Source organism: uncultured Enorma sp. (assembly GCA_905210055.1).
Classification (GTDB): domain Bacteria; phylum Actinomycetota; class Coriobacteriia; order Coriobacteriales; family Coriobacteriaceae; genus Enorma.
In genome coordinates this window covers 1-25,345 of the sequence record CAJLVH010000012.1, presented here as the reverse complement: position 1 = coordinate 25,345, position 25,345 = coordinate 1, and the positions used below count along the sequence as shown (strand labels likewise).

The 25,345-nt window shown below is 59.7% G+C and carries 22 protein-coding genes and 1 pseudogene; 11 read left to right on the top strand and 12 right to left on the bottom strand.

All coding sequences use genetic code 11. The features are described from left to right. Positions 1-532, top strand: a pseudogene (locus QZ079_RS01895) (hypothetical protein); the annotation flags it as partial. Next, entirely contained in the window at positions 529-1,305 is a 777-nt protein-coding gene (locus QZ079_RS01890) for a class B sortase (RefSeq protein ID WP_297034368.1), read from the top strand. The pseudogene QZ079_RS01895 and the gene QZ079_RS01890, both read left to right, overlap by 4 nt. A 219-nt stretch (positions 1,306-1,524) precedes the next feature. Here the strand turns inward: QZ079_RS01890 and QZ079_RS01885 are convergent, their stop codons facing one another. Further along, positions 1,525-4,416 (bottom strand): M28 family peptidase, encoded by a 2,892-nt coding sequence (locus QZ079_RS01885; protein WP_297034365.1) that lies wholly within the window; start codon positions 4,414-4,416, stop codon positions 1,525-1,527. A gap of 205 nt (positions 4,417-4,621) precedes the next feature. On the opposite strand from QZ079_RS01885, the gene QZ079_RS01880 reads away from it, so the two are divergent. Next, positions 4,622-5,629, top strand: coding sequence for a YafY family protein (locus QZ079_RS01880; RefSeq protein WP_291290058.1), 1,008 nt, complete (start codon positions 4,622-4,624; stop codon positions 5,627-5,629). Then, on the top strand, positions 5,616-6,551 hold the full coding sequence (locus QZ079_RS01875; RefSeq protein ID WP_297034360.1) for a WYL domain-containing protein: 936 nt from the start codon (positions 5,616-5,618) through the stop codon (positions 6,549-6,551). The genes QZ079_RS01880 and QZ079_RS01875 overlap by 14 nt, the downstream gene beginning before the upstream one ends. Before the next feature lie 16 nt (positions 6,552-6,567). Here QZ079_RS01875 and QZ079_RS01870 read toward each other — a convergent pair whose 3' ends face one another. Together QZ079_RS01870 and QZ079_RS01865 are read right to left on the bottom strand one after the other, a co-directional pair. Further along, positions 6,568-9,456, bottom strand: coding sequence for a helicase C-terminal domain-containing protein (locus tag QZ079_RS01870; RefSeq protein WP_297034375.1), 2,889 nt, complete (start codon positions 9,454-9,456; stop codon positions 6,568-6,570). A 24-nt stretch (positions 9,457-9,480) separates the two neighbouring features. Further along, positions 9,481-10,434: a D-alanine--D-alanine ligase gene (locus QZ079_RS01865; RefSeq protein ID WP_297034357.1), complete on the bottom strand. Its 954-nt coding sequence runs from the start codon at positions 10,432-10,434 to the stop codon at positions 9,481-9,483. Positions 10,435-10,547: 113 nt separating this feature from the next. On the opposite strand from QZ079_RS01865, the gene rlmN reads away from it, so the two are divergent. Beyond that, positions 10,548-11,741, top strand: coding sequence for a 23S rRNA (adenine(2503)-C(2))-methyltransferase RlmN (rlmN, locus tag QZ079_RS01860; protein WP_297034352.1), 1,194 nt, complete (start codon positions 10,548-10,550; stop codon positions 11,739-11,741). Positions 11,742-11,751: 10 nt separating this feature from the next. Here the strand turns inward: rlmN and QZ079_RS01855 are convergent, their stop codons facing one another. The 9 genes from QZ079_RS01855 to rpmH all read right to left on the bottom strand — a co-directional run bounded on the left by QZ079_RS01855 (position 11,752) and on the right by rpmH (position 16,838). Next, a complete protein-coding gene (locus QZ079_RS01855; RefSeq protein WP_297034350.1) occupies positions 11,752-12,015 on the bottom strand; it encodes a hypothetical protein in 264 nt (87 codons plus the stop codon). After that, positions 12,012-12,827, bottom strand: a complete 816-nt coding sequence (locus QZ079_RS01850) for a ParB/RepB/Spo0J family partition protein (RefSeq protein ID WP_297034371.1) — start codon at positions 12,825-12,827, stop codon at positions 12,012-12,014. Before QZ079_RS01850 ends, QZ079_RS01855 begins: the two co-directional genes overlap by 4 nt. A 37-nt stretch (positions 12,828-12,864) precedes the next feature. Beyond that, positions 12,865-13,668: a ParA family protein gene (locus QZ079_RS01845; protein WP_297034347.1), complete on the bottom strand. Its 804-nt coding sequence runs from the start codon at positions 13,666-13,668 to the stop codon at positions 12,865-12,867. 183 nt (positions 13,669-13,851) lie between these two features. Beyond that, positions 13,852-14,589 carry a 16S rRNA (guanine(527)-N(7))-methyltransferase RsmG gene (rsmG, locus tag QZ079_RS01840; protein WP_297034344.1) on the bottom strand — a complete coding sequence of 246 codons (738 nt, stop codon included), beginning with the start codon at positions 14,587-14,589 and terminating at the stop codon, positions 13,852-13,854. Between the two features lie 102 nt (positions 14,590-14,691). Then, positions 14,692-15,285, bottom strand: coding sequence for a R3H domain-containing nucleic acid-binding protein (locus QZ079_RS01835; protein ID WP_297034341.1), 594 nt, complete (start codon positions 15,283-15,285; stop codon positions 14,692-14,694). 46 nt (positions 15,286-15,331) lie between these two features. Further along, positions 15,332-16,102 (bottom strand): YidC/Oxa1 family membrane protein insertase, encoded by a 771-nt coding sequence (locus QZ079_RS01830; RefSeq protein WP_297034339.1) that lies wholly within the window; start codon positions 16,100-16,102, stop codon positions 15,332-15,334. 26 nt (positions 16,103-16,128) lie between these two features. Beyond that, complete coding sequence (gene yidD, locus QZ079_RS01825) at positions 16,129-16,359, bottom strand: membrane protein insertion efficiency factor YidD (RefSeq protein WP_366512183.1); 231 nt, start codon at positions 16,357-16,359, stop codon at positions 16,129-16,131. After that, the gene (gene rnpA, locus QZ079_RS01820; protein ID WP_291290068.1) at positions 16,352-16,684 is read right to left on the bottom strand and encodes a ribonuclease P protein component; all 333 of its coding nucleotides are present in this window, start codon (positions 16,682-16,684) and stop codon (positions 16,352-16,354) included. Before rnpA ends, yidD begins: the two co-directional genes overlap by 8 nt. Before the next feature lie 19 nt (positions 16,685-16,703). Next, a complete protein-coding gene (gene rpmH, locus QZ079_RS01815; RefSeq protein ID WP_019127408.1) occupies positions 16,704-16,838 on the bottom strand; it encodes a 50S ribosomal protein L34 in 135 nt (44 codons plus the stop codon). 355 nt (positions 16,839-17,193) lie between these two features. Here rpmH and QZ079_RS01810 point away from each other — a divergent pair, with 355 nt between their 5' ends. The 6 genes from QZ079_RS01810 (at position 17,194) to gyrB (ending at position 25,259) form a co-directional block, all read left to right on the top strand. Continuing rightward, a complete protein-coding gene (locus QZ079_RS01810) occupies positions 17,194-18,378 on the top strand; it encodes an ATP-binding protein (protein WP_297034329.1) in 1,185 nt (394 codons plus the stop codon). 52 nt (positions 18,379-18,430) lie between these two features. Then, on the top strand, positions 18,431-20,047 hold the full coding sequence (locus tag QZ079_RS01805) for a DnaA ATPase domain-containing protein (RefSeq protein WP_297034324.1): 1,617 nt from the start codon (positions 18,431-18,433) through the stop codon (positions 20,045-20,047). A gap of 257 nt (positions 20,048-20,304) precedes the next feature. Then, positions 20,305-21,411: a DNA polymerase III subunit beta gene (gene dnaN / locus QZ079_RS01800; protein ID WP_297034322.1), complete on the top strand. Its 1,107-nt coding sequence runs from the start codon at positions 20,305-20,307 to the stop codon at positions 21,409-21,411. Positions 21,412-21,414: 3 nt separating this feature from the next. Then, on the top strand, positions 21,415-22,560 hold the full coding sequence (recF, locus tag QZ079_RS01795) for a DNA replication/repair protein RecF (RefSeq protein ID WP_297034319.1): 1,146 nt from the start codon (positions 21,415-21,417) through the stop codon (positions 22,558-22,560). Next, positions 22,547-23,110, top strand: a complete 564-nt coding sequence (locus QZ079_RS01790; RefSeq protein WP_297034316.1) for a DUF721 domain-containing protein — start codon at positions 22,547-22,549, stop codon at positions 23,108-23,110. The genes recF and QZ079_RS01790 overlap by 14 nt, the downstream gene beginning before the upstream one ends. Before the next feature lie 127 nt (positions 23,111-23,237). Further along, complete coding sequence (gene gyrB / locus QZ079_RS01785; protein ID WP_297034313.1) at positions 23,238-25,259, top strand: DNA topoisomerase (ATP-hydrolyzing) subunit B; 2,022 nt, start codon at positions 23,238-23,240, stop codon at positions 25,257-25,259. Positions 25,260-25,345: the final 86 nt, after the last annotated feature.

Genomic DNA, 25,345 nt, shown 5'->3' with positions numbered 1-25,345 from the left:
GGTCGACTACCCCGGCTGGCACCTCTGGGCGGAAGGAATAGATTCCACTACGGCAACCGAGCTCTCTGTACAAGACCTCGAGCTCTCTGCCGGGGAGCGGGTGGTTGCCATCCGCCTTGAATACGGATGCGTTAACGCCGGCTTTGCCAGCCGTTTGGATAGTTGGGATCGCGATGACCTCTACGACGAGCACGACGACCTCGAGAACATTACCGCCATGCACGCAGGCGAAGAACTCACCGAAGGCGTCGAGTACGCACCGCTCGTGCTGCACATGAAGGTCACAAAGGCCTACACAGGAGACGCTGAACTCACCAACGCCGCACGCATCGACCTCTATCGCAATGGCGGCACGCGCACCACGACCGGCCAACTTGAAGACCATGACAGCGATGCCGTCGCGCAGCTGCCTCGCACCCTCGCAGAGAAGCTTGCGCAAACAGGCGTAGCGATGGTCGCGCCGCCGCTTATCTCTACCGCCATCATCCTCTTGTTCGTCTGGCTGCGTCTTGGGAAGGGAGGCTGCTCGTGACGGTACGCACCGCGGGGACGGATTCGCGCGCGCCCGTCCCCGCACGCCTGACGACACTTGCCCTGGCGCTGCTCTGCATTGGAAGCGCCGCTTCGATTACCGCGAGCCAAGACTGGAGCGTGTGGGAGTATGCACAGCTTGCACTCGCGCGCGACGACCCCGCACCCGAAAACAGAACGGGCGTTGATGGGCATCTCCCCGCGGCATGGCTGCGCGTAGACGGAACCGGGATCGATCTTCCGGTGGCAACTCTTGAGGACACTGCACCTGATGATTATTACCTCACGCACGACCTGTGGGGTGAACGAAACAGCCTCGGTTGCCCATTCATGGACCGCCGTTCCCTTCCCGGCAGCCGCCACATCATGGTCTTCGGTCATCGCGTCGGATGGACGAACCAGATGTTCACACCGCTCTGGAACAGCTACGAACAATATCGCTTCGATGAGCTGGGGGATGCCGTTTGGGAGATGCCGGGAGCGGAGGCGGAACGGCTCCATCCGCTCTGCGCTGTGCGTGTTGACGCGTACTTCGCGCCCATCCAGCGCTTTTCCTGGGATAGCGATGACGCGTTCCGCGCTTGGCTCGCCGAGCTCGCCGAAGCGGCTTCGGCACGGAGCTCAGAATGGGAGGTGCTCGTCGAGGACGCAGAGCGCGCCCTCACCCTCGTCACCTGCGCGGAAGCGAACGGCAGAAGCTCCACGAGAACCATCGTGGTCTTCGTTGCGGGCGAAGAAGAAGGTGCGCACAGAAGCGAGTTTACAGAACCCTGACGGCTGCCTGCGCTTCGGAACCCTTCGTTGTTCCGACGGAATACACGAAATATGCAGCGGCGAAACCGATCGTGAGCGCTACGATCGCCCCCACAAGATATGCCTTCCAGTGCCGCTTTACAAACGCGATGAACTCTCCCACGGAACCCTCCGGTGTTTACCTGCGCCCCGGTACCGCACTCCGCCGAGTCTACAGACCTCGGCGGAGTGCCCGGTATCCTACGAGCGGCGAATCACTTCGGTCACGACATCCGCGACCATGTTCACGTTCTTGTCATTCACCCGATACGGAAGATCGTCTACCGTATGGGAGCACGCGATACGGCCATCCTCGACGCCGGCGATCGTGAGCGAGCGCAAGCTCCGCTCCATAGCGCGATAGGCGTCGGTGGCAAGATAGGGTGCCTCGATCTCGCCGAACTCCTCGTGCAGCGCGCCGGATACGCGACGCACGAGGTTCATGATGCGCTTGTCGCCCTTGAGCACGCGCCGCTCGCCCTCGAGGGAAAGCATGCAGGGTTCACCCGCGCCGATGCTCTCAAGGTTGATGAGGAACACGCCGCGAAGCTTATCGCGATGCGTGTCGAGGAACGCTCGGATACCAGCGTTGTCGAACTCAGACGCGCCCGTTGCCACGAACCAGATGTCGTGTCCAAGCAGCTCGTCGTCGCCCATCGAGGTGACGGCATCGCGAAGCTCATCGACGGAGACGCCATCAGCGCCTGCGGCGCCACCCTTCCAGTCATCGCCTTCGAAGTTATCCCACGCGCCGATATCGCGGCCGGAAAGCTTGGCGTCGAAGCCCTCATCGACTCCCAACCAGTCGCTCATGCTCTCTTCCTGGCGCTTCTTCTTGCCGAACAACTTGCCGAAACCGCGACGGCGCTCAGGCGCTGCCGGGACGGCACCGATCGGAGCATCGGCGCTAATCGTCTCGAACACGCCGGGTGCCGGTGCAGGGGCGTCGTAGGCCGCCGGCTCCACGATATCGTTCGGTCCAATGACGCTGAACCCGCTCGGAGCGGACTGCGGCACGGACGGTTCCATCGCCGGCACCGACGGCACCGGCTCGGCTACCTCGACCTCATCCGGAACGGACGACACCGCAGAGAACGGGTCGACGACCGCGGAAGACGGGTCGGGAAGGTCGAACAGCGAGGCGCGGCTCGATGCGTTGACCTGGCTGATCGAAGGAACCGAGGGATCGGGTACGGTGTTGAACGTACGCTGGGGCACGCGAGGGATCTGTGGGCGAGGCGTCGCGATCTGCGCCATGAGAGAATCGACCGTCTCCACCGGCTGCGCCGGAACAGCATCCGGGATGGACGCCGAGGTGGCCGCCGGCTCGGGGGTAGCGATTTCCTGCGCGCCGGCAGGTTCTGTCGCCACCACCTCGGGAACCTCGAAGGCACGTGTCTCGCCCAGAGCAGGCTCGGCCCCCTCCTCAACCGCGGCAGTCTCGTCTAGCGTGTCGACGGGCACAGAATCCATCGCCTTCGACAAAGAAGCGTCCTCAGATGCAACGGGGACGTCGGTCTCGTCGCTCGCGAGCTCGTCTAGCTGCTCTTCCTCTGCGTCCTCGTGCTCATGGGTGCCAAGCGATTCGAGGACGCCCTTGCCGCGACGCTTCATGCCGTTGAAGAGCCGCGCCGCGCCAGAACCGACCGCAGACAACGCACCGGCGATGCCCGCCTGACCCGCAGGCGGGAAAAACCCGCCTTCGTCTTCGGGCTCCTCTTCGTAGGCGTCGCCCTCATCAAAGGCCTCACCGGAATCTTTACCGGACTCCTGACCATAATCGAACGGTGCGGCATCGACTTGCTCGATGGCCTCCTCGGCGTCTTCAGAATCCTCCGTCGGAGCGGGCGTCTCTTCATCGGCCTCGGGCTCGTCGTCTTCGTACACGATGACACACGACTCCGGCACCATGCCAATCGCGCGAATCGCGTCCTCACCGAAGCGATAGTTGCCGAACGCGTTCACGAGCTCGGGCTCATCGTCCGCGCCAGCAACGTCCTCTTCGGGAGCGTCGTCTTCGCCAGCCTCCGAAAGATCGTCGGCTGGTGCTTCGGAGGCGTCCTCTTCCTCATGGATGTCGGCATCGATCTCTGCGGCAGCAGCGGCGATCACCGGTTCCATGGAGATCGCAGCGGTCGCTCCGAGGTCTACAGACGCCTCGTCGACGTCGATCGACATCGAGGCCGTCCCTTGGAGCGCATCCTCCTCATCGCCGGGCTCGGAGGCAGCTTCACCCTCATCCGTCGCGGCGGCATCCTCGGGAAGGTCTCCCGCAGCGATTGCGGCGGCAAGCTCTTCCTCTTCCGCTATGCGAACTTGCTCGGAAAAGTATTCGTCAAAAGGAACGTCCTGCGGGAACTCGTCATTTCCGGCATATGGGGCGACGGCGTCCATGACGCCAAGCATCGCGGCGACCGACGACTTGTTGCAGACGGAACCCGAGGTGTAGGGCAGAACGTAGCGGTTCGCGATCACGCCGACCGCGTACGCCAGCGGAACGAGCGCCGCAGCGATCGCAAGAATCCACAGCACGATCTTCGCCGCAGGCGGGAACGGGAACAGGCGCAGCACGGCAATGACGGCGGGAACGAGCATCATGTAGGGCATGAGCTTCGAGATGATCGGACGGTAGGTGGCATACGGCATGCCCGCGAACAGATCCGCGCGCGGCGAATCGTAGTGAGCCACCACGACCACCGGGCGGTTGCGCGGCGAAGCGAGGGGCCCCTCGGCCTTGTGGTAGGCGATCACATTTTGCGAAACACCCGCGCCGCCGGCGCTGGGAAGCGCGATCTTCCCCATGCGCTCGAGCACGTAAAGCACCGCCATGGCAATGGCGACGAGCGCGCCGATGATGCCGACCGCGCCGCCGATTCCCATAAGCACCGAGCCCAAGAAGAGTCCGATGCCCAGCGCGGCGCGCATGACGCGCGGGGTAGGCGACGCGTTGAATTCCTGTACCTCGGGTTCGAACCCGTGGGCGGTGAAGATCGCCGCGATATCCTCGGCGGCGACGCGTTCCTCCTCGCTGCACGCCGGCGTTATGCCCGTATTCTGCAGCAGGTGTCCAAGGTATTTCCGGGTAGTAGCCATCGGGTTATCCTATCCCTGTTCGTCGTGCGGTGTCCGCTCGCGGACGCATGGGTGATGTCTCCATCTTGCAAAGTATACCGCTCTTGCACTATTTCTGTCGCGTTGCCGCAGGTTATCTGCATCACGCATACGAATTGCACCTTTCTATCTCCATAAGACGACACGTGGCGCTCGTGTAGAATGGGAAAACCAGGGAGGTGAGGGCATGTCGGCAAAAGATGCACGCGACCGGATCGCAGACGATGCGGTGGCACAGCGCCTCCTCAACCTCGCCTTTATCTTCAATACCTCGACCAGGCCGATCTCGACGGACGAGATCGTGAGCGACTCCGATCTGGGCTACGGGTCGACGAATCGCGAATCCGAGGTCAGGAAGTTCAACCGCGATAGGAAGAAACTCTCCGAACAGGGTATTGAGATCATCCCTGCACCTGTTGAGCTCGGCGCGGAAAACGAGGCGGCGCTGTGGGTGCTCGATCGCGAGAACACCTTTGCCGCAGGCGGCATCATCACACCTGACGATGCGGCGCTTCTCGCCGAAGCCATCGACGAGTACCTCTCCGGTAAAACGAGCCCCCTGAGAACCCCTCTCATGCGCGTCCGCACGAAGGTGGCGGAGGTTGCACGAAGTCCTCAGGAACCCCCTGCGGCGGCTGCACCCGCGAGCGCGCATCAGGCCATGCTGGATACCATCTGGCTCGCGTTTTCCCTGCACCGCACGCTCAGTTTCTCCTACACCAACGCACGCGGAGAGACCTCGCGCCGCTCCGTGCAGATTTTCGGCATCTTCACCCATGAGGGGGCGACCTACATCGTCGGCCTCGACGACGCCTCACATGCGCTGCGCACCTTCCGCACCGATCGCATGGAGCAAGCCCTGCGCCCCGGCGCATCCTACCGCATACCCGATGACTTCGATATTCACGAGTTCCTCTTCATGCCGTTCGACTTCGGCGGCGAGGAGGGGGTCGACGCCACTTTCTCGTTCCCGGCCGAAAGCGACGCGCACGCTCTCACACACGGCAGGGGCGCCGTGTCCCCCGCTCCCGACGGATCCCTGCGGTGGACGGTCCGTGTGCGCAACCTCGATGCGGCGGCGGCGTTTGCACTCGAACACGCGCGGGATGGCATGAGGCCGTGCGCACCGCAGGCACTCATCGACGCTTGGGAGGCTAAGATCAGAGAGGCGGTCGAAACCCATGAAGCACGATGACCGCGTGCGCGCAGCCCTTCGACTCCTCGAAGCGCTCACCGCCTCCCCCGAGCACGCCATCGAGCGTGCGTACGCATGCGATTTGCTCTCTTGTACGACTCCTGAGCTCGAAAGCTATTGCGAGCTCTTGTCGACGCTCGCGGACCGCGAGACCGGTGCCCGCGCAATCGTCACCTGCACAGAAGACGCCGTCTCCCTCACCGGCACCGCCGGCGCGCTCCAACCGCTCCGCCTGAGCCTGGAAGAAGGCATCGCGCTGTCCCATGTTTTGGGAGCGCTCAATATCGATCGCGACGCATCCGAGCGGCTCACGAGCTCCCTGCTGAGCAAGCAGGATGCATTTGGCAGCTCGCAGACGCTCATCGCGAGCACAACCTCCTACGGTACGTGCTACCAGCGCCTCTCCGAAGCAATCGAAGACGGTGTGCGCTGCCGGGTCTGGTACCGGGCACACGACGATGCCGCCGCCGCGCCGCGCCTCATCGACCCCGCCCGTATCGACACCGAAGACGCCGCCGCATACCTCATCGCTTGGAATGTTGAAAAGGACGAAGAACGCCGGTATCGGCTCGACCGCGTCTCGAGCGTCGAATTCACCGAAGATTCCGTCACGCGCCACGTGTGGAGTGAGCGATCGCTCACTGCGAGCTTGAGCTCCAGCGGCACCCTCGTCACCGTCGAGTGCTCACACGCGCGGGCGATACAGCTCACCTGGGCGGGTATCGCCTCGGTATCCGCAGCGCCCGAAGACCCAGATCGGGTATGTCTGAGCGTTCACGTCACCTCGGAACACTGGCTCTTCGACGAGGTGCTCGCCGCGGCGGGCGATATGAAGATCATCTCGCCGGGCGGCTTCGTCTGCGCCTTTGTGAGGTACGCCCGAAACCTCCTCGCCGAAACCATCGACACACCGCAGGCCTAAGCGCCGCAAGACGCCCCTATTCGTGGGAGCGGCGCCAGAGTTCGAGGTAACGACCAACCTGCTTGGCGTCGATCCGCTGATACATCGCCGTCGGCAGCGACGAGAGGAACTTCTTCCCGTACCCCTTGGTCACGAGCCGCGAGTCTGCCAGCACGAGCACGCCGGTATCCGTCGACGAGCGGATGAGCCTGCCCGCCGCCTGCTTGACCTCGAGCACGGCATCGGGGAGCGCGTAGCGAGCCCATGCGCGATCCTCACGGTGGGCACGCTCGCATGCTAGCGGATCTGTGGGGCTCGCAAACGGAAGCTTGGGGATGATAACGCAGCGAAGCGTCTCCCCCGATGCATCGAACCCCTCCCAGAACGCCTTCAGGGCGAAGAGCGACGACGAGCGCTCGGCCACGAAATGGTCGCGCAAACGCCGCGCCGAACTCATGCGCAGTTGGCAGGCGAGCTCAAGCCCCGCAGCGGCGAGACGCGGCTTCACGCGCTCGAACAGCTCCTCCATGTCGCGACGGTTGGTGAAGAGCGTGAGCACCGAGCCCTCCATGGCGACATGGACGTCGACGAGCAAATCTTCGAGCGCGTCGATGTAGGCGTCGCGGTTCCGGGGATCGGGCAAGTCGGAAGCGACCACGATCGACATGTTCGCGTCGAAATCGTAGCTCGAATCGAGGTGAAGCGACTTCGAGGAACCACTCGGCAGCCGATCGAGGCCGACCGCGTGCTCGAAGTGCTTGAAGTCGCCCGATACCGAAAGCGTCGCCGAAGTGAAGATCGCCGTGTGGAGCTCGGGGAGCCATTGTTCGGCAAGCGCCTCGCCGATATCGAGCCGCTCCGCGGTGAGCGCTTCCCCGCCTGCGCGCAGCCGACGGTTCACTTGCAAGGAATAGACGTATCGTTTGTCCTCACCGCGAACGATAAGGGCAAGGCCGTCCTTCAGATCGGCGATTCGTCGCGCGTGCTCGGAGACATCGGCGGCGCGCTCGGGCGCATCTTGCGCGAGTGCGTCTGCGAGCGCACGGAGCGCCTTCTCCGCCTCCTCGAGTGCATCGACGGCACCGAACGCCGTGGGCAGGAACGCAGACCAGCCCTCGCTTTCGCGCAGTTCGTCCCCAATCCATAGGTTCACCTGGTCGTATCCGCCGCCGCGCGCGGTCTTAGAAAGCTCGCGTACCGTATCGAACAGATCGGCCATGGAGCGTGAAGCGCTTGTCGCGCACGCAACCGCCCGTGCGCAGAGCCCCATATACAGGGTCGCTGCCTCGTGATGCGAGAACTCCCTGCCGATGGTTCCGAGCGTTCCCGCACCCTCGCCCCCCAGGCGTTCGAACACGGAACGCGAGTCGTCTGCAGAGACCGTGATGGCCCATTGTCGGCGCGCCTCACGCTCCACAGAATGAGCCTCGTCGACGACCCAATGGCGGATGGGCGGCAAGATCTTCCCTTCCGCCGCAACGTTTCTAAAGAGCAGCGAATGGTTGGTCACGACCACATCCGAGCGTGCCGCACGACGCCGGGCACCGTGCACAAGGCAGGCATCGGGAAAGAAGGGACAGAGCCTGCGGGCACACTCGCGCGAACCCGTGGTAAGGTCTTGCCGATTCACACTCTTCCAGCGAATCCCCAGCGCATCGAGGTCTCCGCTCGGACTCTGACACGCGAAAGCGTAGATCACCGCGATCGCCGTCAACGTGTCCGCCGGATCGCGGTCGGTCTTAATCTCCGCCGTGCTGCGGGCGAGCCGCTCGAGCTTGCGCAGACAGGGATAATGGTCGAACCCTTTGAGCGCGCAGTACGAGATGCCTCCCTCGACCGCGTCACTCAACTTGGGCAGTTCGTGGTACATGAGCTGGTCGGCGAGGTTGTTCGACTTCGTCGCGACACCTACCGTGATGTTGTTCTCCTTCGCCGCCGCAACGAGGGGAACCAGGTAGGCGACGGACTTTCCCACGCCCGTTCCGGCCTCGATGACGCGGTTGGTGCTGCTCGCGATGGCATCGCGCACCTCGCAGGACATCTCAACCTGTTCCGCGCGCGGCTCGAATGTCTCGTACATCTTCGCCACGACGCCACCAGGCTCATAGCATGCCTCGATGGCTTGGTCGCTTGGCATGGCAAGCGCGAACAGCTCATCGGCGTCGAAGCGTTCCTCCCCCGGCTCGTTCTCGAGCACGCGCGCTCGCGCCGCCCGCAGCGAGAACGGCTCGTCGGTCATGTTCTGCGCAAGGAACGAGAATACCGGCCGGTACGACCAGGCGACGTCGGGATGGGTATCCGCAAGGAGGCGAAGCAAGCCGGCTGGGAAATCGGTGAGCGCGGTGAGTAGGATGCGCCACATACCGGCAAGCGCGTCCACGTCATCGGTCGCCCGGTGCGACACCGCCGCGCACCCGAAGAGCTCGGCCATAGACGAAAGCTTATGCGAAGCCAAGCGGGGCAGTGCGATGCGTGAGAGCGCTAGCGAGTCGATCCAGATATCACTCACGTTGACGCCGCCCTTCACCGCCTCGATAAACGACCGGTCGAAGGTGGCATTATGCGCGACGACCGGCCTGCCCGCTACGAACTGAGCGAGTGCCGCCACCGCCTCGCGAGCCGAGGGGGCATGGATGACATCCGCATTCCGAATACCTGTGAGCTTGATGATCTCATCTGGAATCGGCCCCGTGGGGTGTACGAAGGTATCAAAGCGCTCTTTGATGCCCTGCTGGGTGAGCACCGCGGCCGAAATCTCGATCAACTCGTTATCGCGAACGGAAAGCCCGGTCGTCTCGGTATCGAGAATGACCACGTCTTCCTCGATGATGCCGAACACGCGCTCCCGCGCGCGCTCCGCAAGCGTCTTGTACTGCTCTATCACGAATCGCGGAGTGCCAGGGAGCACTGCCGCTTCCATCGTCATGGAACCAGTGAGCTCTGAGGACACTTATCCCTCCGCCTTCGCGAGCGCGATGCGGATAAGCTCGTCTGCAACATCGCCGAGCGAGAGACCCACATGGCGGGCTTCATCGGGGAAGAGCGAAGTCTCGGTCATACCGGGAATGGTGTTCGTCTCGAGAATCACCGGTCCGCGGTCGCACACGATGAAGTCGCTGCGCGAGAAACCGGTGCAGCCAAGAGCCTCATGCGCCTGAACGGCGAGCTCCTGGGCACGCACATAATCTTCCTTTGAAATCTTGGCAGGAATACGGTGCACAAGCGACGGGTCGATATACTTCACGTCGAGTCCGTAGAACTCGGAACCTTCCTGAGGCAGAATCTCCACGATAGGCAGCGCCTGCGCAGGGCTTCCGAACACACCGACGGTGATTTCCGTCCCCACAAGACGCTCCTCGATAAGCGCTTTCGAATCGTGTTCGAACACGAGCTCGAGCGCATCGGGAAGCTCATCCTCGTTATGCACGAGCGTCACGCCGAAGCTCGACCCATTCACGGCGGGCTTCACGAAGCACTCCTCTCCCACAACATCGACGATATCCGCAATGCACACATCATCGTCGTCACGGAGCACGATATCGCGCGCGACGGGGATTCCAGCACGAACGTAGAGCGCTTTGGATACCGTCTTGTCCGCGGCACACGCGCTCGCGATGACATCCGAACCTGTGTAGGGAATGCCGAAGTACTCGAGGATGCTTTGAATCATGCCGTCCTCGCCGCCGCGACCATGGAGCGCGATGAAGGCTACATCGTAGTTTCCGTTCGCAAGCGCCCCGAGAAACTCATCGTCGGCAGGATCGAGCTCATCCACAAACTCGTAGCCCACACCGCGCAGCGCCTTCGCAACGGCATGGCCGGAGTCGAACGATATGTCGCGTTCATCGGAAATACCGCCCTCGAGCACCGCTACGCGCAGGGCACCCCGGTTGATGTCTGTCATGGTCTGCTCCTTTATTGTTCGACGCCAAACCCGTCGGATTCTCGATTCCCTTATTGTATATATGAATGGTACGCGCACGTCCGGACAGTTCATATCTTTGAGAAAGGCATTCCATGGAACGCACGAACGGCCTCGTCGATATCCGTTCACTCACCGCAACCGAGCTGCAGGAGGTTATCACTGAGCTGGGACAACCAGCGTTTCGCGCCAAACAGGTGAATGAATGGCTGCACCATAAGAACGCTGCCTCCTTCGATGAGATGACGAACATTCCGAAGACGCTTCGAGAGCGGCTCGCCGAAGCGTACTGCATCGCACGTCCCATAGAAGCGGTGAAACAGGTCTCTCGTGACGGCTCACGTAAATATCTCCTTCAGTTCGCCGACGGTGTCGCGGTCGAGACGGTCGGCATGCCCACGCGCAACCGCCTCGCCGTGTGCATCTCTACCCAGGCCGGCTGTGCCATGGGTTGCTCCTTCTGCGCGACCGGTCTTGCCGGCCTTACGCGTTCTCTGACCGCTCAGGAGATGGTCGACCAGGTGACGCACGTTGCGCAGGATCTCGGGGAGCGCGTGACGAGCGTTGTGTTCATGGGACAGGGCGAACCGTTTGCGAACTACGACGCTACCATCCAAGCGCTGCGCATGCTCAATGATGAAAACGGTCTGAATATCGGTGCTCGTCACCTTACGGTTTCGACAAGCGGTGTCATCCCGCGCATCCGCGACTTCGCACGCATTCCGGAACAGTTCACGCTCGCCGTCTCGCTGCATTCTGCTATTCAGTCGACACGCAACCAACTCATGCCCGGCGTGAAGAAGTACACGCTTCTCCGCCTTCATGAAGCGCTTCAATTCTACACAGAGACCACTGGCCGCCGTCCGACATATGAGTTCGCTATGATCGAAGGCGTGAACGATACGAATCCCGAAATGCAAGCTCTGTGCGACTTTTGCGAGGGCACGCTCTGCCACGTGAACCTCATCCAGCTCAACGACATCCCCGATAGCCCCTTCAAACCCTCCCCCATGAAGAAGGTCGAAGACCTCCAGCGCCGACTCGCTTCCCGGGGCATCGAGACTACCATCCGCAACTCGCGCGGCTCCGATATCGATGCAGCGTGTGGACAACTGAAGCAGCGCAAGATCGGCTCCCCTCGTAGACGCACCTCGCCTATACATATAACCACAAGGCAAGCACGTGAAGGGCTCCCCACTTTATCCAGCGGGGAGCCCTTCGTACTTTACGCAGCATTCTTTCTACGCACAACAGTTCTTGAACCTCAATTTAGTAAGGTACCTTGTTAATATACTTCATTCAATACCCTACACTTTCCCATTGATGCACAACCCATTCCTGGTTGATCTTCGGATTCTTCGTCATCTGTGCAGTACGAACCGCAACGTCTTCCGACATGTTTACGATTTTCTTCTTCGATGTTTCATAGGCATCACGGGCGCTACGGCTGAACCTATACCGAAGCTCTGGGTCGGACACAATCCTATAACCCACCACAACACCTACCGCAACGGCAGCAGTACTTACGACGATACCGAGTACCAACGATCCTGTGCTCTTCATTCCTTGTCACCTACGATCCGCTCGATGATGCTCGAAAGCTCATCCTCATCCTTGAACTCAATCTCTATCTTGTTCTTGCCACGCGTATTCTTCACCCGTACGTTCGTATTGAATGCCTGACGCAAGATTCTCGCTGCACGCTTATACGATTGAGGAGTAACGGGGCGCGGCGCTTTTGGCTCTTCAGTGACAGAAAAGAGCGGAGCAAGATGTTCTGTCGCTCGCACCGACAAGCCGTCTTGAACGACCTTCTCCGCTAGCTTGATGCGCGCATCCTCATATGGAACCGCAAGGATTGCTCGAGCGTGTCCTGCAGTGAGCTTTCCTTCAAAGAGCATCTGCTGAACAGGTTCGGGCAGATCAAGGAGACGCAGGGCGTTTGTGATTGCAGATCGCGATTTCGATACCGCTTTGGATAAGGCATCCTGCGTCATACCACTCGCGTCGATCAGCTGTTTGTACCCACGCGCTTCTTCAATTGGATTCAAGTCAGAACGTTGGAGGTTCTCAATGAGTGCGAGCGCGAGCACTTCTGTCTCATCAACATCCTTTACGATAACCGGAACCTTGCTGATCTCTGCAAGTTTCGATGCTTGATATCTTCGCTCGCCTGCAATAATCTGATACCCCTTGCCATCCCTCCTCACAAGCAACGGCTGTAGAACCCCATGCTCGCTGATTGAATCAGCAAGCTCCTGCAGTTCCTTCTCGTCAAAATGTGTGCGCGGTTGGTTAGGATTCGGATGAATATCTTCGATGTTTATCAGGGTTTCGCTAGCAGCTTGACCGGTTTCATGTTGCGCCTCACCCATAAGGGCATTGAGACCTTTTCCGAGTGCGACCTTCTTCTTAGCGGCTGGCACGTGCGATCACCTCATCTGCAAGCTCAAGATATGCTTCCGCTCCTTTGTTCTGCGGAGCGTAGCTCGTAACCGGCATACCGAAGGAAGGTGCTTCTGAAATCTTGACAGTTCGAGGAATGAGTGTCTGGAAGACATCTTCACCGAAGTAGTTACGCACTTCCTCAACAACCTGGTTTGCCAACGACGTACGCGAATCATACATCGTCATGAGCACACCATAGACCTCAAGATCCCTATTGATGCGTTCCTTGACCATTTTCATTGACTCAAGGAGCTTTGTAACACCTTCGAGAGCATAGTACTCACACTGAATCGGAATGAGTACGCTATCCGCTGCCGCTAGAGCATTGATTGTGAGAAGCCCAAGCGACGGTGGGCAGTCAATAAATATAAAATCAAAGTACTCAGCAACTGGTCTAATGAGCTCTTTCAAGCGTGTTTCACGCGCCATAGCAGATACCAGTTCAATCTCTGCACCGGCAAGCTGTATGGTTGCTGGAATTACATATACTCCTGTCGTTTCCGTTTCAAGAATCAGCTCAGACGCTTGAACGTCGTGAATCAATGCATCGTAGACACATTGTTCAAGCTCTTCTTTTTCAATTCCGAGGCCACTAGTGCTGTTTCCCTGCGGGTCGAAGTCCACTAAGAGGACTTTCATACCCTTCTCAGCCAATGCCGCAGACAGGTTAACTGCGGTTGTGCTCTTTCCAACACCACCCTTTTGATTGATGATTGCGATAGTGCGCGGGAATCCCGATGTCTTGCGCTGAGTATCGGTGTAACCCATCTGACCTCCCTTGTTCGTTTCAGCTACAGTTCGGTGCAGACGGCTAAATCGACAATTTAAGCCAATAGGTAAGCACCTTGTACACATTATGTTTCACGTGAAACATAATGACAAGCTTGAAACTTAAATAGCTCGATGTTTCACGTGAAACATCGAGCTATTCAATGAACGGGGTAGAGCGGTTCAGTATCCAAGCGGTTGTTTCTTCGCAACGCCGACTTTTCGAGGAAGACCGAGTTTCGCTTCACGCTTTTTAATAAACGTTAGAATAGTACGCTCTCCGAGGTAATCTGGCAGTTCAATATGCAAGGAATCTTCGAACTCAAACCCACAGAGTTTTGCTGCATGTAAACCAGCAGAAAGCTCTTCAGGAGAAGGAACTCCCTTAGTAACAACAAGGCGTCCACCCAAACATAAGAGTGGCGCAGCATACTCAAGTAGCACGGATAGTGGAGCGACTGCGCGAGCAACAACACAAGCACAGGAGGCACGGTGATCGCGCGCATACACTTCAACACGTTCGTGAGAGGTCTCGACACAAGGAATATCAAGCCTGAAAAGGAAGGTATCAACAGCTTTGATCTTCTTAGCAACAGAATCTAAAAGGACGCCTGCGCGATTTGTGGCAAGCAGAAGCGGGATGCCCGGATATCCAGCACCTGTTCCAATATCTAGTAACACTCCTTCTGGAGCGTCGTTCACATAGGGAAGGAGAAGCAATGAATCGAGGATATGAAGAATCAGACCGGAGTGCTCATCGGTAATACGCGTAAGGTTCATCGTTTGATTTACTTCAACCACCATGAAGAAATGCTCAATGCAACGCTGCGCGACATCGCTGGAAATCTCGAGGTGAAATCCAGAGCAATAGGAAAGAAGCTCCTCCGTAAGTTCATCTATAACAGTAGCGTCCACATTCATATGTTCCTCCCTTCAGACAAGAATTCACGAGACATAAGGTTTTGTCATAAAAGAAGGGTACAGCACTGCTGCACCCTCCTCAATCGCATTATGGTTAAATTGCTATACCAGCGAGATGACGACACGACGCTCAGGATCAACACCTTCGGAATGAGTTTCGACAGTCTCGTTATCACGAAGTGCAATGTGAACAAGGCGACGCTCATAGGCGCTCATAGGGGGAAGCTTCACAGTCGTATGTTGCTTCACAGCACGAGCGGCAGCAGAGCGAGCCATGGAAGCAACCTTCTCGTTACGACGGCTCTTATATCCTTCGATATCCACAACAACCGGATAACGGAACCCGAGCTTGCGACTCACAATGAGGGATACCATGGTCTGAAGGGATTCAAGCGTGCGCCCATGTCGACCAATCAGCACGGCAAGATCGGGAGCTGTGACGTCGAGGATCAATTCTCCTTCATCACCTTCATACTCGTCGATGGGAGCACCCTCAGCATCAAATTGCTCAAGAATATTGCGCAGCACCGTGATCGATACATCGGCAATCTGATCGAGATCCTGATCGGTCAATTCCTCACCAGCCTTGTACTTGCGAGCAAGCTCAGGATAAGCACCGACGATCTGGTCGGCATCCTCGGTAGAATCAACGTCCATCTCTTCAACTTCAGTATCGATAACGAGCTCTTCATTCATAATAAGCTCCTAAATATTTAGGTACCTAAATAAATGCTACGACCAGCTAGTTCTTCTTATGAGGACGAGCTTTGCGCTCCCTGCGCACCACATCGACCTCGATGGGAGCGTTAGCAAGGCGCTCCTCTTCCTCGGCCTTAGCTTTCTCCATGACACGACGCGTCACGAAGACCTGCTGAATGACCTGCCACATGGTGGAAACGTCGTAATACAGCAGAACACCAGCGGGAAGGTTCCAACCCATCCAGAGCATCATGATCGACATCACGATAGACATCGTGCGCATGCTCGACGCCTGCTGGCCGGTCTGGTTACGCGACTGATAGAGCGTGGGGATAATGGTAAGCAGTGCGAAGAGCAAAAGCGAGATGAGATAGGGGAGGGCGACCCCGATTCCCTCTACCCACATGGCACCCGGGGTAACGGTGAGGTCGGGAAGGATCCCATAGAACGAGAAGCTCGTGCCCTCGAAATATTTGGGCAGGTCACGCAGGAGGGTGAAAAGCGCGATGAGGATCGGCATCTGGATGAGCAAGGGCAGGCAGCCACCGAGGGGGCTGAACTTGTTCTCGGCGTAGAACTTCTGCATCTCCTCGGCCTGGCGCTGGGGATCATCGGCATAGCGCTGCTGGATCTCCATGAGCTTGGGCTGGAGCACCTGCATGCGCGCCGTGGATTTCGTCGACTTCAGGACGAGCGGCGTCAAGATGAGGCGCACGATGATCGTCAAGATGATAATCGAGAGACCCCAGTCGGTCGCGAAGCTCTGGATGAGCCGCAGAATCTGGAAGAGAACGTTAACGATTGCATCCCACATCTAAGGTTTCCTCCGAATATCGAGCCTTACGGCACCGGATCATATCCACCGTCGTGAAACGGATTACAGCGAACGATGCGACGCAGCGCGAGCCAGCTGCCGCGTACCACACCGTGCTTCGAGATGGCTTCGACTGCATATTGAGAGCACGTAGGCGTATAGATGCACGCCGCGGGGAGAAGCGGGGAGATAAAACGCTGATATCCACGAATCGGTGCGATGAGGCACAAGCGAAGAACGTTCCTCACGCTACCCATCATGGCGACCTGCTCGCTTCAAGAGCGTCTCGAGCGCACCCGCGAGCTCATCGGCACGGGCATCACGCGTCCCCTTCGTTGCAAAGAGAATCACGTCGACACCCGCCGCGGGAAGCGCGCATGCGCGTGCCGCTTCGCGAAGCTTGCGCTTAGAACGGTTGCGCAACACGGCATTCCCCAACCGCTTAGGTGCAGCGAAGGCGACCCGCCCGGAGCCGCCTTCACATTCACCATCGCATATGACCATACGTATCAAGGGGTGGTTGTATCTCCGCCCTTGCTTGAATACGCGTTCAAAATCCAACCGGGACTTGATGGTCCTCATACACAGACGCGCGTCGAAACTAGACGGTGAGGCGCTTGCGACCCTTGGCGCGACGGCGGGCGAGAACGGCACGACCACCCTTGGTTGCCATACGGGCACGGAAACCATGGGTCTTGGCGCGCTTACGCTTGTTCGGCTGATACGTACGCTTCATGTTTTCTATCCTCCTGTTGCTTAAAAGCAATCGTATAAGGCTCGTGAGCTTCAAAATTGTAGGGAACTGCGGGGAGCAATGTCAATAAGCAGGAGCGTTATAGTCGAAAACTCACCACACACCGTACGTGCGCCTCATGATTTTCAAATGGTATCAACCCTTCTTTTCAGGTTCGTTTCGAACTTTTCAACACGTTATGCACCGGTGTTGATAACTTTTCATTTGATTTCGTTAGTTTTCAACATCTTTTGAAAACTTGTGGAAAGCTTCAAGACGCGTGATTTGCGGTACCATCAACAGAGCAGATAGCTGAAACCAAACGCAGCACGAACACACAGGCACCAGGGATGGCTCTATGGCAGATGATTTCTACCCCTTCGTCGACTCCGGCGACCCCGCACCCGATAACGCCCATATCACCGGTGAGCACCCTGCGAGCGACAACGCGAACGCACCGGAGGAGGCTGTGGAGAACACGGTCTTCGCAACTCGCATCTCAATTTACGACGACCTGCTGTCCACACCACGCATCCTCGTCATACAGCCAAGCGACCCACGCACCTACCTCGAAGAGGTCACGAACACGGTATATCGCGCCATGAAGGAGCAGGGCGGGGCGCTGCCGCTCATGATCATTCGCGAGCTCGTGGAAAACTTCATCCATGCCCACTTCACGGAACCCATCGTCTCCATCCTAGACGGCGGCAACACCATTCGTTTCGCAGACTTAGGTCCTGGCATCGCCGATAAGGAGCGCGCGTTCGAGTTCGGCGTGACCTCGGCGAATCGCTCCATGAAGCGCTATATCCGTGGTACGGGAGCGGGTCTTCCCATGGTCCAGCAGTACCTCGAAAACGCCGGGGGCGCCGTCTCCATCGAGGACAACCTGGGATGCGGTACGGTCGTCACCGTAAGTATCGACGCTGCCCGCGTGCGCGAAATCGAGGGACATGCGAAGCGGGGAGCCGCGGTACGGGCGTCGGCGTTCACCTCGGAGGATGCCCATATCATGAGGGGTCAGAACATACCCGCGACGCCCTCCTTCCCAAGTAGCCCTTCGGGAGCATATCCCGCGCAAACCTACCCAGTCGGCTACTCATACCCCGGTATGGCACCGGTGTGGAGCCCCTGGCAGGGCTACCTTGCGCCGGGCTCGATGGCTCCCGGTGCGGCAACCCCCTTAGCGGCCGCCGCACCGTCGCCGTACGGGGCGCCCGCGAGCACGGGAATGCCGAACCCGTATGGGACGCCCGCGGCCATGGATGCGCCGACCTCCTACGCCCCGCAGCCAACCACCTCACACGCCACGGCCGCACCGTATATAGACGATCGCGCGGCATGCGCACTCGCCTACATCGCCGACGCCGGCCAAGGCGGCCCGTCGGACCTTGCCGAAGCATACGGCAGCTCCGTCCCAACATGGTCGCGCGTGCTTGCTACACTAGACGCCTACGGCCTGGTGGAAAAGCACGGTAGGAAGCGCGTCCTCACCGACCAGGGCGCCGCGTGGGTCGCCTCCCACCGCGGCGATGCCCGCTAGCCCAAACGAGCACCCGCGCCGCCCATCGCGCGCGACGACTAAGGAGTAGCACATGGATACCGAGGCGAAGATCATCCTAGATGACACCATCTCGTTCTGCGAGCGAGACGGCCGCGACGCGCGCCTCATACAGATTCTCAAGCAAAGCGAAGCGCTCGAGCTCACCGACACCGACCTTTCGGTCGAGGTGCCCACGCGCTTCGCCTACTCATACCTCGTAAAACAGCGGGACGTCGTGGAGCGCTACCTCGAGGACATCGCCTTCACACCCCTCGCACTCAATATCACCGTATCGCAGGCGATCACCGCACCGCAGGAACACACTGCCGCCGCGGGAGCGACAACCGGGAGCGCACCCGAAGAGCGCCCACGTATCCCAACAGTCGATTGGGACGCCCCCGCAACCGAGTCCCGCGACCGAGTGAAGGTCAAGAACATCATCTCGCCCGATGCCCTGCGCGAGCTTACGGCGAGCGTGCAGCAACACGAACCCGCCACGACGGTGGAGCCAAAAGCGCGGCAGGAGAGCGCCGCGGCAGGACCTTCCGTGCCAATCAACTCGAAATTCACCTTCGAGAACTTCGTCTACGGCGACGAGAACAAGCACGCCTACCAATCCTCGGTGCGCTTTGCTCTCATGGCGGACGAGCCCGGCATCTACACATCGCTGTTCATCTATGGAAAATCCGGCCTAGGCAAGACGCACCTCTTGCTCGCCATTGAGAACTACCTTTCCGAACACAACCCCGGTATCCGCGTGAAGTATGCGAACTCGCAGACCTACGTTGAGGATTACATCAACGAGCTGAGGGTGCAGAAGACGAACGGCGGCAGAATCCTCCGTGAGTACCATGACGCCGATGTGCTCATCATCGACGACATCCAAAACATCATCGGCAAGACTCAAAGTATCGAGAACTTCTTCTCGCTCGTGGACGAGTTCATCCGCAACAACAAGAAGATCGCCATCGCGAGCGACCGCGCGCCGAAGAACCTCGGTATGGACGAGCGCCTCACGAGCCGCTTCAACGCCGGCATGCTCTGCCTTGTCTCGGAGCCGGGCTTCGAGATGAAGTACGAGATCTTGAAGCGCTACTATGAGCACACCGTGCTCCCCGACGCCGAGCTCCAGGGGTCGGCGTCTGCGCTCGACACGTCGGGTTCCATCTTGAGCGCCCTGCGCACCGGCGGCGGCACCCTCACCGACGAGCAGCTGCGCCATATGGCCGAGGTGTCTGGCACAAACATCCGAGAGCTCGAAAGCTTCTGCGAGCGCTGCGCCGGCGCATCGTACGAGCGCGAACAGAAAGGGCAGACGCTCGAAGCGGACGAGATCGACCGCATCGCAGACGAGTACTTCGACCGCGCTCACAAACGCATCCAGATCGGCACCGTGCAAGCGGTGGTCGAGGAGTTCTACCACGTGAGCCATGAGGATCTCTGCGGGCAGAAACGCATGAAGAACATCACGCAGGCGCGTCACGTCGCCATCTACCTCGCCTACGACATGTGCGAGATGACCAACGTTGCGATCGGGGCGGAGTTCGACGGGCGCGACCACTCCACCGTCCACTACTCGATCAAGAAGATCGAAAAGCAACTCGCACACGACCATTCCCTCGCACGCGAGCTCCAGGCGTTGCGCAACAAGATCATCTTGAAGTCCTAGTGCTGCCGGACGGCGGGAAGGCACCTGTTGAAAACCCGTTAGAAAGGAAGGGAAAGCCTGTGCACCGCGCGGGGACAGAACGGGAAAATCGCACGCCTACCATGTTCTCTCCCCTATGCGCACGAGGTCTCAACAGGAGCGTGTCGAGATATACAGATAGGTTGACCTGTTGTGCGAGCAGCTTTCAACACCATCAACAGCCTTATTATTATGATGAGTCTTATATATATCTATAGGTATAAGAATAAGGAGCGGCCATGAAGTTCACCGTTAGCCAAGATTCGCTATCCGATGCCCTGTCCATCGTGTCGAAGGGCACATCGGGAACCTCGACGCTTCCTATACTTTCATGCGTGCTCATCAAAGCCGAAGATGGACTCATCGAGCTACAGACCTCGAACTACACGACATCGGTGCGACATCGCATCGCCGCGCATGTCGAAGAGACTGGCCAGCTCGTGGTGCCGTGCAAGCTGCTTTCCAGCATCGCGAAGGCCTTGCCCGATGCCCCCGTGCATATCGAGTCGGTCGACCGTCAAGCGCTCATCTCGTGTGAGAAGAGCAACTTCACCTTGAGCGCACTCGACCCGCGCGACTTCCCCGAGTTCCCCGTCTATGCTATCGAGGCCGGCGTCGAGCTCCCCGTGGGGATCCTCTCCGAAATGGTGGCGCGCGTATGGCGCGTGACGTCCAAAGATACCGTTCGCCCGATTCTCGGCGGCGTGCACACCACGGTGGGCAACAACACGCTCACCCTCGCGGCGACCGACTCGATGCGCCTCGCGATGTGCGACACCAACGTCGAGACGTCCTCGCTCGAGGGTAACTTCGAGCTGAACATCCCCGCGCCCGCCCTGAACGATGCGCTGTCCATCATGGCGAGCGCACCATCCATCTTCATCGGCGTCTCGGGCAAGCAAATCGTGTTCGAAGCGGGCAACACCTGCTATGTGGCAAGTCGTCTCGAAGGCGAGTACCCCAACGTTCGACAACTCATCCCTGCCGACTGCGTCGTGCGTGCCAAGATCGACGTCGAGGCGTTCTCCGCGGCGTTCAAGCGCGTTGCAGTGATTGCGAAGCCCGATATCCCCGTGCGTTTCACCATCGACGCAGATGCGGGTACCCTCACGCTCACCGTCATCTCTGCCGATCAGGGTCGCGCAAGCGAGACGATCGACATCGAGGTCGAAGGAGAGGGCGGTACCATCGCATTCAAGAACAGCTTCATCCACGACTGCCTGAGCGCACTCGGCCACCAGGAGAAGGAGATCACGCTTGAGCTCCAAAGCTATTCGAAGATGGGCGTGTTCAAATCGTACGACAAGGTGAACTATCTCTACCTCATCATGCCGATGCGGGTCTAGCGCATGTCGATTTTTGCCCGACGCCTCACCGTCGAGAATTATCGCAACTTCGCTTCGTTCGAGCTCGAGCTCGACGAGCACCTTACCATGCTCGTGGGGAGAAACGCTGTGGGTAAGACGAACCTCGTCGAGGCGTTGCAGCTGCTTACCGCGGGAAGGTCGTTCAGACGTCCCGCGCCTGCGGAGATGGTGCTGGAAGGGCAGGATCGTTGCGCGCTCAAACTCGGTCTCGAGGGTGAGGGTCGCGTCATCGATCATGGCTGCCGCGTGGAAGAGGGGAGGCGCTCCTTCAGCCGAAACGGCAAGCGCTGCCCCGCTTCGGGTATGCGCGGCGTGGTGCCCTCGGTGCTCTTCTGCCCCGACGACCTCGATATGGTGAAGCGCGGCGCGCGCGTGAGGCGCGATGCGATCGACGGCTTCGGTGTACAGCTGAACGAAAGCTACGCGCAGCTCGAGGGAACCTACGAGCGCGCTGTCGAGCAGCGCAACGCCTTGTTGAAAGAAGCATATACGACCCGCGAACTCATGGGGGCATGGAATGAGTCGCTTGCCGCGACGGGCGCCGCCCTCACCGTCCACCGGCTCGCGCTGCTCGACCGCATCCGCGGCTATGTCCGCGCCTTCTACGCCTCGCTCGCGGGTGGCGAGGAGGCGGATATCTCCTACACACCTACCTGGGAGTGTGGGGGAGAAGATGTGATTGCGGCAGTGGCATCGAAGGAGCATGAACGCGCACACGCGATCGAGATCGTGCGGTCGCGCCTCGAGGAAGCATATGAGGAGCGTGCCGAGGAGGAGTTTCGCCGCGGGGTCACGCTCGTAGGGCCGCATCGCGACGAGGTCACGCTCACGATCGCCGGACGCGACGCTCGCACCTTCGCATCGCAAGGCCAGCAGCGCAGCCTCGTCCTTGCATGGAAGATGGCCGAGGTTGCCGTGACGCGTGATATCCTGTCCCGCCCGCCCCTTTTGCTGCTCGATGATGTGATGAGCGAGCTCGACGCCGCGCGCCGCGCCGCTTTCATCGCCCAGATCGAGGATGGTGTGCAAACGGTTATCACGACGACGAATCTCGGGTATTTCGATACCGAGACGCTCGAGCGCGCGAAGGTGGTGATGATCGGTGAAGGGGAGCATGCCTGCGGGTAGCGGCGAGCGCCAGGGAATGGCCTCGATCTCGAGCATGGTCGATGTTGAGCGCTCGCGCATCATCGCGGGCGTCACGCCCGAGCAGCGGGAGCGCATGGGCGAGGCGGAGCGTGCGCGCGCCGTGTACCACGCGTGGAACACCGTGTGTGCCGGAACCCGTGAGGGGGAGCACGTGACAGGGTTGAAGTTCCTGCCCGACACCAACGAGCTGCTCGTGTATCTCGACGGTTCGGTATGGACGCAAGAGATGATGATGCTTCGCGAGATTATCCGCGCGCGCATGGAGCGAGCGGGCGCGAAGATCGACGGGTTCGTGTTCAGAACGTCCCGTGAGGGTTACCAGGCGAGCGAGGCCGCGCAGCGTGTGGCCGCACCCAGCAGCCGTGTGCCCACGCCGGCGCCCCGTGCAGAGCTCACGGAAGCCGAGACGCGCGCGATCGAGGACAAGGTCGTGCCCATCGAGGACAGAAAGCTTCGGGAATCCCTAAAAATGGCAATATCTGCTTCGGTTGAGTGGAAAAAGGGTCGTGAGGCTCAAAACAAGGCGTAAATCGAATCTGGTGGCCTTGTAGAGCTATTCTTAACTACTTTAGAGAAGCTATATATTTCGCTATCATATATAAGGTTAGAGCATTTTGCCGATGCGCGGTCGCGCGCGGGAGCGAAAAGGAGTAAACGTGGCAAAAAAGCAGGAGTATAGTGGCGGCGAGATTAAGATTCTCGAGGGTCTCGAAGCGGTGCGCAAGCGCCCCGGCATGTACATCGGTTCGACGAGCGCAAGCGGCCTGCATCATCTGGTGTGGGAGATCGTCGACAACTCCGTCGACGAGGCCATGGCCGGGTTCTGCACCAAGATCGAGGTCACGGTCCACGCCGATAACTCGGTCACGGTCGTCGACAACGGCCGTGGCATCCCCGTGGACAAGCACCCGGTGAAGAAGATCCCCACGCTCGAGGTCGTCATGACGATCCTCCATGCGGGCGGCAAGTTCGATAACAACGCCTACAAGGTATCCGGCGGTCTGCACGGCGTGGGCGTCTCGGTGGTGAATGCACTCTCCAAGAAGATGATCGTGCAGGTCAAGCGCGACGGCAAAATTCATGAGATGCAGTTCAGCCGCGGCAACACCACGCAGAAGATGAAGACGGTGGGTACCGCCAAGTCGACGGGCACGACGACGACGTTCTGGCCCGACGACGAGATCTTCGAGACGACGGTCTTCGACTACGAGACGCTGCGTAATCGCCTGCAGGAGACGGCGTTTCTGAATAAGAACCTGAAGATCGTGCTCAAGGACGAGCGCGAGCTCGTGCCGCGTGTGGACGAATTCTGCTACGAGGGCGGCATCATCGACTTCGTGAAGTTCCTGAATGAGGGCAAGGATATCCCCGACGGGCTCAAGCGTCCCATCTACCTCTCGGGTAAGAGCGAGCCGGACGCGCCGCTCGAGAAGACCGGCGAGGTCGAGGTGGCCCTCCAGTGGAACACCTCGTACTCAGAGAACGTCATGAGCTTCGCGAACGACATCTACACCCCCGAGGGCGGCATGCACCTCGAAGGCTTCCGCACGGCGCTCACCCGCGTCATCAATGACTACGCCCGCAAGCAGAACATGCTGAAGGAGAAGGATTCTAACCTCACGGGCGATGACGTGCGTGAGGGTCTCGCGGCCGTCATTTCGGTCAAGCTCTCCGACCCGCAGTTCGAGGGTCAGACGAAGGCCAAACTCGGCAGCTCCTTCATGCGCACGCTCGTGCTGAAGGTTGTGACGGATGGGCTCACCGACTACCTCGAGGAGCATCCAAAGGCTGCCCGCGAGATTGTGAAGAAGGCGCAGCAGGCATCGAAGGCGCGCACCGCCGCCCGCAAGGCACGCGAAGCCACGCGTCGCAAGTCGCTGCTCGAGACTGCCTCGCTCCCCGGTAAGCTCGCCGACTGTTCCGTGCGCGACGCCGAGCTCACCGAGCTCTTCATCGTCGAGGGTGACTCCGCCGGCGGCTCCGCCAAGGACGGTCGCCGCCGCGACATCCAGGCAATCCTGCCCCTGCGTGGCAAGATTCTGAACGTCGAACGCGTGGGAGACCACCGCGCGTTCAGCTCCGATACCATCCAGTCGCTCATCACCGCGATCGGCACCGGCGTGACCTCCGGCGCGGGCGACGGCGGTGACTTCGACATCACGAAGGCGCGCTACCACAAAATCATCATCATGACCGACGCCGACGTCGACGGCGCGCACATCCGCATCCTGTTGCTCACGTTCTTCTATAAGTACATGCGCCCGCTCATCGATGCCGGGTATGTGTATGTCGCCTGCCCGCCCATCTTCGGTGTGAAGGTACGCAACAAGATTCACTACGTCTACCCCAACGGCCGCCAGCCCGAAGAGGAGATCCTGCGCGACACCATCAAGAGCCTGGGGCTCAACCCCGATGAGGGTGACGGCGACGAGGCCGGCAAGGTCACGAAGAAGCGCCGCGGCTACACCGTCCAGCGCTACAAGGGTTTGGGTGAGATGGATCCCAAGCAGCTCGCATCGACTACGATGGATCCCAAGACGCGCATTCTGCAGCGCGTGACCATCGAGGACGCCATGGCCGCCGACCGCGCCGTCCGCGAGCTCATGGGCAACCAGGTCGAGTACCGTCGCGAGTATATCGAGAAGCATGCGCACGACGCGCGGTTCTTGGACGCCTAGGACAGATGGGATCGGGTGACTCATTTGGGGACGGGGTCGTTTTGACTCATTTCCCCATCGATGGGGAAATGAGTCAAAACGACCCC